Here is a 13,863-nt window from a genome sequence, read left to right as displayed (position 1 = left end):
CCGGCGGCACCGGGAATTCCTACTTTTCAGTATGCTTCAGTAAATTTGCTATCAGTTGATGAAAAACGGCTTTGGGATCGGGTTCGTTGCTGGCGGATTGGCCGGTAGCGTTCTGTTCCGCTGCGGCAATTTTTTCATCGGTAAGTGTGCGGCAGAAATCACGAAAATTGTTCCAATCCGTGTTGTATTTGAGTAAATGATCCTGCCGGATGAAAACACGCAGCACTTCAAAATTTTGATACATCTCCGGCAACCGGGATGTCAGGTAATGGTTAATGTTGGGCGGCCAGCGTTTATGTTGCGGATACATATCGGCCAATTCAATTTCGATGGTATAGCGGAAATTTTCGATGGCCATGGCGCGGCGCTTGCGGTTAACGATATCGACCATAATAGCCACTACCCCAAGCAAGCCGAATAAGACAAAGGGCCATAGCGGCACGGTTTCAAAATATGAGGCGATTTGATCAAGGATTTCGTTCACGATATTCTCAATTAATGTGCGTTAGAAAAAATAGAATAGGTTCTTATACTGCGAACCGCTACCAAGAATATTGCTGAAATAAGCGGGTGTGGCGATCAAAATAGGCAAGCGGCCATTTTTATTTCATCACATATGCTTACCGGTTTCGATGATGCCATCCAAGGCCCGTATCTTGCCATAGTAATATGCATGGATCAATATGATTACCAGTGCGCGGCTGACAGTGCAAACAAGTCATCGGGAAATCGCAGTCAATTTTCCTGCGATAATTGCAATCACAGGTAACCGGTGATCTGTGCGGCTTCTTGAGTGCTTGTCCCCGGCTTCAAGAAGGTATGATGATGGCCATTTCTAAATTTGAATTGACCTGATACTGCTAATTGCGTTATTTTTGTCTGTTTTTTTGTAATTGAACCACTTATTATTCTGCATATGAGTTTCTTGCTGGCGTCTTATGACCAAATCATCTAAACAGGCTGCGCCATCGCAACCGGAGAGCTTTGAGGCGGCGTCGGCTGAATTGGAGAAAATCGTGACGGCCATGGAAGCGGGGCAGATGTCATTGGAAGCTTCTCTGGCAGCCTATCAGCGGGGAGCGGAGTTGTTGCAATATTGTCAAAATAAACTGCAAGGCGCGCAACAGCAGGTGCGTGTGCTGGAAGCCGGTATGTTAAAAAACTTCACTAGATCCGATAGCGATGAGCGTTGATTTTCAGAGTTGGGCAAGCGGTTGTCAGGCACGGATTGAAACGTTTCTGGATACGAGACTGCCCGCGAGCGATTGCGTTCCGGTACGATTGCATAAAGCCATACGTTATTCCGTGCTGGGTGGCGGCAAACGAGTCCGTCCGCTGTTGTCATTTGCGGCAGGTGAGCTTGCGGCAGCGGATGTAGAGCGCGTAACGGTCGCCGCGGCAGCAGTGGAATTAATCCATGCCTATTCGTTGGTGCATGACGACCTGCCGTGTATGGATGATGATGTGTTGCGGCGCGGTAAACCGACTTGTCACATAGAATTTGACGAAGCAACCGCACTGTTGACGGGCGATAGTTTGCAAACGCTGGCTTTTGAGCTGCTGGCGGAAAAGCGTTTGGCGGATACACCGGAAGCACAACTGGAAATGATTGCGCAATTGGCGCTGGCTTCGGGTTCGCGTGGCATGGCGGGAGGGCAGGCATTTGATCTGGATAGCGTCGGTAAAATGCTAAGCCTGCCGGAGTTGGAATTCATGCATATCCATAAGACCGGTGCATTGATTCGCGCGGCGGTGATGCTGGGCGCGCGGTGCAGCGGCCGTTTGGTTGACGAACAGTTAAACAAGCTGGATCATTTTGCCAAGTGTGTCGGTCTGGCATTTCAGGTGGTCGACGACTTGCTGGATGCCGAAGCGACGACCGCTACATTGGGCAAAACAGCCGGTAAGGACGCGGAAAACAATAAGCCCACCTATGTCAGTATTCTGGGTATCAGTCAGGCGCGTGAGCTGGCGGAAAAATTGCAACGCGATGCGGATCAAGCACTGGATGGTTTCGGTGAAGCCGCGGCAAGATTGCGCCAGGTAACCGATTTTATAATTAAACGTAAATTCTAAGTTTTTCTTCTTTCTTTTTTATTTTCAGGTCTTGAATGTATCCACTGTTAGATACCATTAACTCGCCATCCCAGTTACGTGAACTGGAGCAAAAGAAATTGCCGCAGTTTGCCAATGAGCTCCGTGACTTTCTTGTCGAATCGGTAGCAAAAACCGGCGGGCATTTGTCCTCCAATCTGGGTACGGTCGAATTAACCGTTGCGTTGCACTATGTCTTTAATACGCCGCACGACCAGTTGGTTTGGGATGTGGGGCATCAGACTTACGCGCACAAGATTCTGACGGGACGGCGCGAAGGCATGAGCAAGCTGCGCATGCACGGCGGGATTGCCGGGTTTCCGCGCCGTGACGAAAGTGAATTCGATGCCTTCGGTACCGCGCATTCCAGCACCTCGATCAGTGCCGCGCTGGGCATGGCGGTTGCCGCGCGTCTGAATCATACCGGCCGGCGCGCGATTGCGATCATCGGCGATGGCGCCATGAGCGCCGGGATGGCGTTTGAAGCATTGAACAACGCCGGTGTGATGGACGCCAATTTGCTGGTTATTTTGAATGACAACGATATGTCGATATCGCGGCCGGTCGGTGCATTGAACAATTATCTGGCCAAGCTGATGTCGGGACGTTTCTACGCCACGGCACGGCGCGCCGGTGAGAAAGTGCTGGGAGTCGTTCCACCGGTGCTGGAACTGGCTAAACGCGCCGAAGAACATGTCAAAGGCATGGTGACACCGGGTACTTTGTTTGAAGAATTCGGATTTAATTATATCGGCCCGATCGACGGCCACGATCTGGATGTCTTGATTACCACGCTGAACAACATCAAACAACTGGACGGCCCGCAATTTCTGCACGTGGTGACTCGCAAGGGCGCCGGTTACAAAGTGGCCGAAGAAGATCCGATTCTGTACCACGGTGTTGGAAAATTCGATCCGGAAAAAGGCATTGTCGCCAAGCCGGTTGGAAAACCAGCCTATACGCAAATATTTGGTGATTGGTTGTGCGATATGGCAGCGCAGGATTCCCGCTTGATCGGCGTTACTCCGGCGATGCGCGAAGGCTCGGGATTGGTGCGTTTTTCACAGGAATATCCCGAACGTTATTTTGATGTCGGTATTGCCGAGCAACACGCCGTCACCTTCGCCGCAGGCGCGGCCTGCGACGGCTTGAAGCCTGTGGTGGCGATTTATTCGACCTTTTTGCAGCGTGCTTACGATCAGCTGATTCACGATGTCGCCATCCAGAACTTGCCGGTGGTGTTTGCCATTGACCGGGCCGGTCTGGTGGGCGCGGATGGGCCGACGCATGCGGGTAGCTTTGATTTGTCGTACCTGCGTTGTATTCCGAATATGACCGTCATGGCGCCGGCGGATGAAAATGAATGCCGGCAGATGTTGTATACTGCTTTTAAACTGGATACACCGTCGGCGGTGCGCTATCCGCGGGGAACCGGGCCGGGTGTGAAGGTTCAAAAGGACATGCAGGCGTTGCCCATAGGCCGGGGGGAAATCCGCCGCCAGGGGGGGAAGATTGCATTGCTGGCGTTTGGCAGCATGCTGACACCGTGTCTGAGCGCAGCGGAAGAATTGAACGCGACGGTCGCTAATATGCGTTTTATCAAGCCTTTAGATGATGATTTGGTGGCCTCTCTGGCAGCCAGTCACGATGTGCTGGTGACGGTGGAAGAGAATACGGTTCTGGGTGGCGCTGGAAGTGCTGTAACAGAGTCACTCAACAGTCAACGGATCAATGTCAAGGTGCTGCAACTGGGTTTGCCGGATGTTTTTATCGACCAGGGCGATCATGCGCAAATGCTGGCGGATTGCGGGCTGGATAAAGACGGTATTATTAAATCAGTGCGAGCAATTTTGCCTGCGTAACGTTTCTGGGATCGGCTGAATATTTGATTCGATGTTGCCGGGAATGAATTCCTCATCGCACAGGAGAGAGACATGAATAAACAGATAGATTTGCCGATTGCCGATGTGCAAAGCTCGCCCGATACCCGGCGTATTGCGATCGACCGGGTAGGGATTAAAGCTATACGCCATCCCGTGGTTGTGGCGGATAAAAGCGATGGTGTGCAACATACCATCGCGGTATTTAACATGTACGTGAATTTGCCGCATAACTTCAAAGGCACGCACATGTCCCGCTTTGTCGAGATCCTCAACAGCCATGAACGAGAAATTTCCGTTGAGTCGTTCCAGGTCATCTTGCGGGAAATGATTCAGAAGCTGGAAACGGACTCGGGTCATATCGAAATGTCCTTTCCGTATTTCATCAATAAATCCGCTCCGGTTTCTCAGGTCAGAAGTTTGTTGGATTACGAAGTGACCTTTATTGGTGAAATTAAAGATGGTGAGTACCTGTTCACCATGAAAGTCATCATTCCGGTCACCAGCCTTTGTCCGTGCTCGAAGAAAATATCCGATTACGGCGCGCATAACCAGCGCTCGCATGTGACGATTTCCGTACGCACCAACAGTTTTGTATGGATTGAGGATGTTATCCGGATTGCCGAGACGAATGCGTCGTGCGAACTCTATGGCTTGCTGAAACGGCCGGACGAAAAATACGTGACTGAAAAAGCGTACGACAATCCCAAATTTGTCGAAGACATCGTCAGGGATATCGCCGAAGTGTTGAACCGCGATGAACGAATCGATGCCTATGTGGTTGAGTCGGAGAATTTTGAATCGATTCATAATCATTCAGCGTATGCACTGATTAAGAATGACAAAACCCAATCCTCGGGGATAGCGCTGGAATAAATCGCCGCTTTGAAGCTTTTTTGCGGCTAGTACAGCTAGGAATGCACCTGAAACCGGAGGCGCCGCAGCTGTCAATGGTTTCAGCAGCATAAGAAGTGCTGCCGCAGCACTTGTGACCGGTCAAGGAGGCTTTCATGTCGCACACGACTAACCAGGAACGCGCCGCCGGTGCCATTATGGGCGCTTTCATCGGCGATGCTTTGGCGCTTGGTCCTCATTGGTATTACAATCTCGCCGAATTGCGGCGTGATTACGGGGAATGGATCACCACTTATACCGATCCCAAACCGGGCCGCTACCATAGCGGACGCAAGGCCGGTCAGCTCTCCCAATCAGGCATCATCCTCACGCACATGTTGCATTCCCTCGTTGAAAATGGCCGATACGACGAAGCCGATTTTTGCCGCAGGTTGGACGAACAACTGTTTCCATTTCTCGACGGCACGCCCATGAGCGGGCCGGGCGGTTACACCAGCCAATCGATTCGTGATGCCTGGCGCTGCCGGGTGGAGCAAAAATTGCCGTGGGGGAAAACAGGCGGACATGCGGATACCACCGAAGCGATTGAGCGCACGTTGGCGCTTGCTGTCCGCTATGCTTTCCAGCCTGCCGAGCTGGCCGCTACAGTAGTAAGCAATACTCACCTGACCCAGATCGACGATACGGTAATTTCAATGACGGTTGCTTATGCGGCCGTGCTGAGCATGCTGATGCAAGGGCATGCTTTGGATGCGGCGTTGTCCGGAAAATTGATGCAACTGGTGAAAACCGGGAAACTGCCCTTTCATGCCGTAACCTTCACCGATTTGCAACCGCCGCGCCCAGGCGATCCTGATCCGCCACGCGCCGGGCGTTTTGCATCGCCGGATGCATTGCTGACGCCGTCTTATATGGCCCAAGCGGCGGCGGATGAGGATATTCGCATCGAACCGGCGTGGAAAGTGTCGATCGTCTATGGCATGCCGTGCGCCATTTATCACCAACTGCCCGCCGTGTATTATCTTGCTGCTCGTTTTGGGGATGATTTTGAGTCCGCTGTGTTGCATGCCGTCAATGGCGGAGGCCAGAATCAAGCGCGTGCGATTCTTACCGGTGCGCTAGTGGGTGCCCAGGTGGGGTTGGCTGGTATCCCTCAGCGCTTTCTCGATGGACTCGAGGACTCGGAATCACTTATAAATCTAGCGAAAAGCCTCGCTGCGCAGACGGATAGCGCAATCACTGGAAATTAAGGCTTTCGCCCGGTTACGATACTGTAATAGCCGGAAGCCTTATGGATTTGGATGTCCTCAAAGCCGATTTCTTTCAGCATGGTTGAGAGTTCCAAACCGGAGTATTGCTTCCCTTCCGTCCAGCCCATCATCATCATGCCGAAAGCGGCCGGTGCGAACGGGCCGGTCTTATCGTCGTTGCACAGCATTTCATGAATCACGATACGCCCGCCGGATTCCAAGTACCTGAAACTTTTTGCGGTCAGAAAATGGCATTTTTCCGGCGGCCAGTCATGATACATGTTGGAAAAGAAATGCAGATCGGCGGATGGCCAATGATCGTTCCAGATATTGACGCCGCAGGTTTTAATGCGCTCTTGCAGGTTGTATTCCACAATGTATCCTTCGGCCACTTCGCATACCTGTGGAAAATCCAGGACAATCGCTTGCAGATTAGGCAAACGCAGAGCCGCGCCGATCGAATGCGCGCCGGAGCTGCCGCCGATATCCAGCATCATCCGGTGCTGGGAGAAATCCAGAATGCCCGGCCAAATCAGCGCGGAAGCCATGCTCATGCTGTGCATGCCGCTGGTAAAGCGATGCAGCAATTCGAGCTGTTCTTCGTGCGATTGATAAATGTCGCCGCCGCCGTAAATCTGCGGTGAATCGGTCAGAATGGATTTTTCCAGGCTTGTGAAGGAGCATACCTGATAATTGTCGATCATCAGATCCCAGAGAAAACCGAAGTAATTGGGACTTTTCAGCAGTAAGTATTCTTCCGCCACCGCAGTGAGAGCATAACGCTCCTGCTGTAGCGACAAAAAACCCAGTGCGGTAGCGACGGTCAGAATCGCTTCTGCCGGACGCGGCTTGAGATTGAGCGCATCGCAAATCTCTGTCAACGTGCGCGGATTATCCTCCAGCAAGGCAAACACTTTGAGCCGGTGCGCCAGCAATAAAGCAGGATAACCATAAACCGCGAACACCACATCCCATACCGGACGATCATCGACACGCGGTATTTGAATGTTGGAAGAGGTAGGTTGTGTCATTAGTTCTCCTTGAACATTAAGCGATTGCGGTGAAGATCATCAGCCAAAGCGGTTGCGGACAAACGGGAATTTTCATGATGGCTTCGCTTCAACCAAGCGCTTGATGTTTTGTACGGTCCTGCCCGCGCCGTCTTTGATGGCAACCCGTACCAATCCTTCAAAAGGCCGCATAATCGCCAGAATTTCCAGCAGCTCAAAAGAAAATGTCAATTTAGTGGATTGCGCCGGACTGATTTCCTGTAATTCATAAGTGCAGCGGAAAGGGTCGGATACGCCAACCAATGTGATGCGCTGACCTGGCTCAAAGGCGGAAATTTTGAACTTCGATTCCGAACGCCGCCCCTGATCAACGCGTACCTGCCGCCCTTCCGTTCCAAGCTGGACAGGGCCGGGCGTGATTTGCTCCAGCTCTTTCACTTCCGGAGACCATTTCGGATAGTTATCGAATAGACCCACGCCAATATACTGGAAAAGCTCCGCGGCCGAGCAGGACACGATGGTGTGCGCCCGTCCGATGACCGGCTCGGTAGAGCCCAGATTGAGCATGGAACCTAAGTTGAACATAGCGTTGCGCCCTTGCCGTCGAGTTCAGCAGGTTAATCGATTGCCAACCGAGACGTTAAACCAATCAAGAGAGGATTACAAGTACTTTGGTTGCTTGCCGGGTGAGAGTGAAAAGATGAGAGCGGGTATGCAAATCAAGAACATGAAGGATATAATGAAGAAAGCCTCGGGAAACCCTGTAAAAGAACTTTTTTGAAAGCAAACCAACCATCCGAGATCAGCTATCTGCCACCTACTAGTTCAGTGTTGCTTTCATGACCTCTGAAAACACAGCAGTTACTTTTCCTATTGTGGGCATTGGGGCTTCAGCCGGTGGTTTGGAAGCCTTGGAACAATTCTTCCGCTATGTTCCCGCCAGCAGTGGTATGGCTTTTGTGCTGGTGCAGCATCTTGATCCCAGCCATACCAGTCTGCTTACTGAAATTCTCCAGCGTGTTACGGCCATGCCGGTGACCGAAGCTTCAGATGAAATATTAGTTGAACCCAATCACGTTTATGTCATTCCGCCTAATCGCGATATGACGATCTTTCACAGAAAATTGCAATTGAGCTTGCCTGATGAGCCGCGCGGACAGCGTCTGCCCATCGATGCTTTTCTGCAATCCTTGGCTGAAGATCAGCGTGAAAATGCTATCGGGATCATTCTATCCGGCACCGGATCTGACGGCACGCGGGGGTTACGCGCCATTCTCGGTGCAGGCGGCGTGACGCTGGTGCAGGAACCAACTACCGCCAAATATAACGGTATGCCATCCAGCGCCATTCAGGCAGGTTGTGCCACGCATGTGCTACCGGTCGACAAAATGCCGGAAGCGCTGCAATTGGGTGTCCGTCCGTTGAATGAGCATGATCAAACGTTCCATGACCCTAAAAGGGCCGGTGGAATGAGTCATATCCTGATGCAATTGCGCGCCAAAACCGGTCACGATTTCTCACTCTACAAAAAAAGCACCATCACCCGTAGAATTGAACGGCGTATGTTGCATCATGCGATTGCGGATACGGATGTGTATGCCCGGTTTCTCAGAGAAAATCCCGCGGAAGTAACCGCCTTATTCAAAGAGTTGCTGATCAATGTCACCAGCTTTTTTCGCGCTGCGGATGCGTTTGGCGTGCTGCGGGAAGAGATCCTGTCGAAGTTATGCAAAGACAAATCGGAGCAATCCACATTCCGCGCCTGGGTTGCAGGCTGCGCTACCGGCGAGGAAGCTTACTCTATCGCGATATTGCTCAAAGAATGGATGGAGGAAAATCATCGCGAATTTAAAGTGCAAATCTACAGCACCGATCTGGACGATGAGGCCATCGCTATCGCTCGTGCCGGTATCTATCCATCCAATATCACTCAGGAGATTACCCCGGAACGATTGCGCCGCTTCTTTACCAAAGATGATACTGGCTATCGGATAAAGAAGGAAATCCGCGAAATGGTGGTATTCGCCATTCAGAATGTACTGAAAGATCCTCCTTTCACCAAACTCGATCTGCTCAGTTGCCGCAATCTGCTGATTTATCTCGGATCGGAATTACAGAACCAATTAATTCCAACCTTCCATTACGCGCTCAGGCCCGGCGGCGTTCTGTTTCTTTCACCCTCGGAAAGCATTGGCAATCATACCGAGCTGTTTTTTCCCATCAATCGCAAATGGAAATTCTACCGGGCTATCCATTCGATCGCTTCTTCTCGCGCCGTGATGACGAACGTTTTAACCTGGACTACAGGAGTGGCTGGAAAAGCACCTGAGGAAATCATGATGAAACCGAAGGAAACCAATTTTGCTGAACTCACCCGCCGCGTGCTGCTGCAATGTTTTTCACCGGCTTCGGTAGTGACCGACCTCAATGGTGATATCCTTTATGTACATGGCGAGACCGGCAAATATTTGCGTCCGGCGCCAGGGCAGGCCAGCCTGAATGTCATTGAGATGGCTCGTGAGGGATTGGAACTGGAGCTGCGTGCGGCCATTCGCGCAGCAGCCAATGAAGGCACGCCAACCCTGAACAAGGCCGTGCAGATCAAAACGAATGATGGTGTCACAACGGTTGAGCTGAGTGTCCGATCGCTTGCGAGCTATGATAGCCATCAGAGCCTTCTGTTGGTGAGCTTCCAAGAGACCGCTAGTCCAAAAAACGTGAAGCCGCGATCCAAACGGGGTGCTAAGCCGGCAGAGCTGGGGCGCATCGAAGAATTAGAGCGTGATCTTGCCTACCTGAAAGAAAACTACCAAGCCACCTTGGAGGAACAGCAGGCCTCTAACGAAGAACTCAAGTCGACCAATGAGGAAATGCAATCGACCAATGAGGAATTGCAGTCAACCAATGAAGAACTGGAAACTTCCAAAGAGGAGCTGCAATCGGTCAATGAAGAGCTGATCACTGTCAATTCTGAACTGCAAGCCAAAATTGAGCAGCTGGCTGGCATGCAGAATGACATGAAGAATTTGCTTGATAATACGCATATTGGCACGGTATTCCTTGACGAAAAGTTGATTATTCGACGATTTACGCGTGATGCGACCATGATTTACCGGCTGGTACCTACCGACGTGGGGCGGCCTTTGAGCGATATAAAATCCAATATCGCCGGTGAAGCACTACTGACGCAAGCGCATACCGTGCTGGAAACGCTGATACCGTTCGAACAGGAAGTGCAAACCGATAACGGGATCTGGTATCTCGTGCGTATTCAACCCTATCGTACCTTGGATAATGTGATAGATGGCGTTGTGCTGACGTTCACCGATATCAGCAAGCGCGTCCAAGCAGAGACGGATATGCGATTGACGCGTGATCTGGCGGAGAGCGTCGTCGATACTATCGATAAGCCGCTATTAGTCATGGATGGGGGGTTAAAGGTTATTTCGGCCAATCGTGTTTTTTTTCAGTATTTCCAAGTAACCGCTGCTGATACAATTGAGCGGAAGATTTACGATTTGGGTAACGGTCAATGGAATATCCCAGCCTTGCGGGAACTGCTGGAGATTATTTTGCCGCGTGATCAGGCCTTTGAGGGATTTATAGTAGAACATGATTTTCCTGTGATCGGGCACCAAAAGATACGCTTGAATGCCCGCCGCATTGTCGGAAAATCCAGTGAATTATCGTTGATTCTATTGATGATTGAAAGTGCCGGCGATCAACCGCCTTTCAGTGAAATAAAGGAAACTAGCGCATGAAAAAAAAGTGGGATGGTATTGAACGGCGCGAACTGTTGAGAGCAGAGGCCGAGGCTATGGTGGAAAGTTTCTCGGGAAGTGCTAATGCAGCCAATCCTACCGAAATACTGGTGCACGAGCTTTTGGTGCATAAAGTTGAGCTGGAAACGCAAAATGAAGAGTTGCGAAGAGCGCATGCCGCAATGGAAGAAGCGCGCGATCGCTATGTGGATTTCTATGAGTTTGCTCCGATCAGCTACATCACCATCAACCGGAACGGCTTGATTAACACAATTAATCTGACGGGCTCTGTGTTGTTGGCTGCCGAGCGCGCAAAACTGATCAATCATCGTTTCTCGGCATTTGTCGCCGACAGCGATAGAGATCATTGGCATCGTCAGTTCATGAATATGATGGAGCATGAGTATTCTGAGCCACAAAAATTTCGTCTGGAGATGGTGCGTACCAATGGATCGAAGTTTGATGGCCATCTCGACTGCCTGCGCAAAGTGACAGTAGATGAACCCCCGGTGCTGCGAGTTGCTCTGACCGATATCACGCAACAAAAAAAACCGGATTGAGCAGGTAATCGCTGTATTTCCAGCGCACTGTGTGCTTATCCAATCCCTGACGATGGATTGAATTGCCGTAGCTGCAAGACAGCTTGATTTCATCTGTAATCACAATGAATCGCTTCATTGAATATGCATGAAGCGCATGCCGCTTTGCCTCCTGCTTGCTGTTATTGATAGTCCACCCTGAGTAGCGCATGGGTGTGGCACCCGCCTATCTTGCAATCAAATATACCGTATGTACGTCACCGCACATACGCTGTTCATGGGGGTTTATACAATGCACCCTTGGCCTAAGTAATTAACATCATTAGCTGTAGTGAGTGCTTGAATCCGCCTATGTTTTTGGGTGTGGATTCATTCCGGTGCGTCCGCATAGGCTGCTTAGCGCGATCAATTTTACGGGTCTCTATCATGCCTCAATTTCTCAACAAACCGATTCATATCTTAGGCATAGGCGGTATTGGCACAGCACTTGGATGGGCTCTGGCTCGTGACGGATATTCCGTGATCCTGATTGACAATCATCCCGGTAAAGTCGCAGAAGGTAGAAAGAAGGGTATATCGGTGGTTGGACTGAAAACCCGTTGGATACCCATCGTGGATTTTGCTGACTGGGTGCCGCCGGATGAAGGTTTTATTCTGCTGTGCACGAAAACGTATGATAATCCCGCGATACTTTCCCGTTTGCCGGATGATGCCTTCCTAGTGCCGATTCAGAATGGCTTTGATCCGGAATTGGAGCGGCGCGGCCATGCGTGCGAAGGCATTGCTTCTTTTGTATCGGAATGCGAACGCGATCGCCCCATCACCCGAATCACGCGACCCGGAAAACTGCATATCGGAGCGCGCCGGTCGACCACTGCCGGTGAGCAGGTTGAAATAACGTCACTGGCAATGGCGCTGGGCAAAAACATATTATTTCCCGTCGAACTTGTTCCGGATATCCGGCCTTATAAAGCAACCAAGCTGATGTACAACGCTGCCATCTCGCCGCTGGCGGCGATGGCTGGCGTGGATAACGGGGAATTATTGACCGACGCGCTGGCAAAGAAGCTTTTCTTTGCCTTGCTGCTTGAAAATTACGCCATTCTGCAACAGGCAAAAATTCCTCTGGCGCGTATCGGACCGTTTCATCCCGATACGGTGTCAATGATCCTGCGCACGCCTTGGTTACCGGCACTCATGGCGATGTTTTTCCGTCCATCGTTACGCGGGACGTATTGCTCAATGGCTCCGGATATTCACGCCGAAAATGCGCGCACAGAAATCGACGCCTACACCGGTCATCTTATCCGGCTTGCCGGAGAGTTTCCTTGTGCTTTGAATCGCGCGACGTTTGCGCGCATGGAAAAGATAACCTCTGAAGGTCTGAAGCCTCAATATCAGCATTTGCGGGATTTGGCTGCGCAGTTGCCAGCGGGAGTTCTATCTTGATTTTGGTGACAGGCGGCGCTGGCTTCCTGGGTTCGCATCTGGTGACACAATTACTGGATGCGAATGAGTCCGTTCGCGTATTGGAGCGTCCGGGAGCCTCCGTCAGTCATCTGCCGCTGGATCGAATTGAGCTGGTCAGTGCTGACATTCGTGATGAGCCCTCCATCCGTAAGGCCACGCGTAATTGCGATTATGTTTATCATCTCGCTGCCGATCCTAATCTTTGGTGCCGTGACCGCAGGGAATTTGACAAGATAAACCATCTCGGCACTGTCCATGTCATGCGCGCCGCGCTTGACAGCGGGGCTAAACGAATCCTGTATACCAGTACGGAGAGCATCCTGTCGTCGCATAATGTGGAGGAGCGCTTCGTTGAGAAACTTCGCCTCAAGGCCAGTGATATGGTGGGTCCTTATTGCCTTAGCAAGTTTCACGCAGAGAAAGAGGTTTTTCGTCTGGTCAGGGAAGAAGGCGCTCCCATTATCGTCGTCAGTCCTACGTTGCCCATAGGCCCGGGAGACCGCTTACAGACACCGCCCACTCGCTTATCGCTGGCTTTTTGCCGAGGTGAACTGCCGGGTTACTTGGAATGCAATTTCAATCTGATCGATGCGAGAGATGTGGCGACAGGCATGATCCTGGCCATGAAGAAAGGGAGACCAGGGATTCGCTATCTACTGGGCGCGGAAAATATCCGGCTTTCGGACTGGTTAAGTATTTTGAGCGAAGAAACGAAACAACCTCTGCCGCGCTGGAAAGTTCCTTATGCACTGGCCTTGCTGGTGGCATGGTTCAGTGAAAAGTGGGCGGATCATGTCAGTGGAACAATTCCGATGGCCACCCTAACCGGGGTGCGCCTGACCCGCCGTCATATGTTTTTTGATTCTACCGCCAGCGCAAAGGAACTTGGATTGCATCCTCGTCCGATACGTGAGGCTGCGCGAGATGCCATCGCCTGGTATCGATTGCAGGGCTGGCTCTAATATTTGTATGCAATTTGCCAATTAGATACATTAGAACTCAGC

At 51.2% G+C, this 13,863-nt stretch carries 12 protein-coding genes; 9 read left to right on the top strand and 3 right to left on the bottom strand.

The genetic code is table 11. The features are described 5' to 3' along the window. Positions 1-19 precede the first annotated feature (19 nt). Positions 20-484 carry a hypothetical protein gene (locus R2083_RS13495; RefSeq protein WP_317538740.1) on the bottom strand — a complete coding sequence of 155 codons (465 nt, stop codon included), beginning with the start codon at positions 482-484 and terminating at the stop codon, positions 20-22. Between the two features lie 454 nt (positions 485-938). Between R2083_RS13495 and R2083_RS13490 the strand changes: the two genes are divergently transcribed. From R2083_RS13490 to R2083_RS13470, 5 genes are all read left to right on the top strand, one after another. Continuing rightward, positions 939-1,193, top strand: coding sequence for an exodeoxyribonuclease VII small subunit (locus tag R2083_RS13490; RefSeq protein WP_317538739.1), 255 nt, complete (start codon positions 939-941; stop codon positions 1,191-1,193). Further along, on the top strand, positions 1,183-2,076 hold the full coding sequence (locus R2083_RS13485) for a farnesyl diphosphate synthase (protein ID WP_317538738.1): 894 nt from the start codon (positions 1,183-1,185) through the stop codon (positions 2,074-2,076). Before R2083_RS13490 ends, R2083_RS13485 begins: the two co-directional genes overlap by 11 nt. 35 nt (positions 2,077-2,111) lie before the next feature. Beyond that, positions 2,112-3,956, top strand: a complete 1,845-nt coding sequence (gene dxs / locus R2083_RS13480; RefSeq protein ID WP_317538737.1) for a 1-deoxy-D-xylulose-5-phosphate synthase — start codon at positions 2,112-2,114, stop codon at positions 3,954-3,956. A 72-nt stretch (positions 3,957-4,028) separates the two neighbouring features. Next, positions 4,029-4,850: a GTP cyclohydrolase FolE2 gene (gene folE2, locus R2083_RS13475; protein WP_317531750.1), complete on the top strand. Its 822-nt coding sequence runs from the start codon at positions 4,029-4,031 to the stop codon at positions 4,848-4,850. A 134-nt stretch (positions 4,851-4,984) separates the two neighbouring features. After that, entirely contained in the window at positions 4,985-6,079 is a 1,095-nt protein-coding gene (locus tag R2083_RS13470) for an ADP-ribosylglycohydrolase family protein (protein ID WP_317538736.1), read from the top strand. On the opposite strand, the gene R2083_RS13465 is transcribed toward R2083_RS13470, so the two are convergent. Beyond that, positions 6,076-7,110, bottom strand: coding sequence for a methyltransferase (locus R2083_RS13465; protein WP_317538735.1), 1,035 nt, complete (start codon positions 7,108-7,110; stop codon positions 6,076-6,078). The genes R2083_RS13470 and R2083_RS13465 overlap by 4 nt on opposite strands. Positions 7,111-7,182: 72 nt before the next feature. Further along, entirely contained in the window at positions 7,183-7,674 is a 492-nt protein-coding gene (locus R2083_RS13460) for an SRPBCC family protein (RefSeq protein WP_132424108.1), read from the bottom strand. A 254-nt stretch (positions 7,675-7,928) separates the two neighbouring features. On the opposite strand from R2083_RS13460, the gene R2083_RS13455 reads away from it, so the two are divergent. The 4 genes from R2083_RS13455 to R2083_RS13440 all read left to right on the top strand — a co-directional run bounded on the left by R2083_RS13455 (position 7,929) and on the right by R2083_RS13440 (position 13,821). Further along, on the top strand, positions 7,929-10,850 hold the full coding sequence (locus R2083_RS13455) for a chemotaxis protein CheB (RefSeq protein WP_317538734.1): 2,922 nt from the start codon (positions 7,929-7,931) through the stop codon (positions 10,848-10,850). Next, complete coding sequence (locus tag R2083_RS13450) at positions 10,847-11,410, top strand: PAS domain-containing protein (RefSeq protein ID WP_317538733.1); 564 nt, start codon at positions 10,847-10,849, stop codon at positions 11,408-11,410. The genes R2083_RS13455 and R2083_RS13450 overlap by 4 nt, the downstream gene beginning before the upstream one ends. Positions 11,411-11,815: 405 nt before the next feature. Then, entirely contained in the window at positions 11,816-12,838 is a 1,023-nt protein-coding gene (locus R2083_RS13445) for a ketopantoate reductase family protein (RefSeq protein WP_317538732.1), read from the top strand. A gap of 5 nt (positions 12,839-12,843) precedes the next feature. Beyond that, entirely contained in the window at positions 12,844-13,821 is a 978-nt protein-coding gene (locus R2083_RS13440) for an NAD-dependent epimerase/dehydratase family protein (protein WP_317532097.1), read from the top strand. Positions 13,822-13,863: the final 42 nt, after the last annotated feature.

It is taken from the genome of Nitrosomonas sp. Is35 (assembly GCF_033063295.1).
In the GTDB taxonomy this organism is placed as follows: domain Bacteria; phylum Pseudomonadota; class Gammaproteobacteria; order Burkholderiales; family Nitrosomonadaceae; genus Nitrosomonas.
The sequence above is the reverse complement of the archived record's forward strand: the minus strand, read 5'-3'. Positions and strand labels throughout refer to the sequence as shown.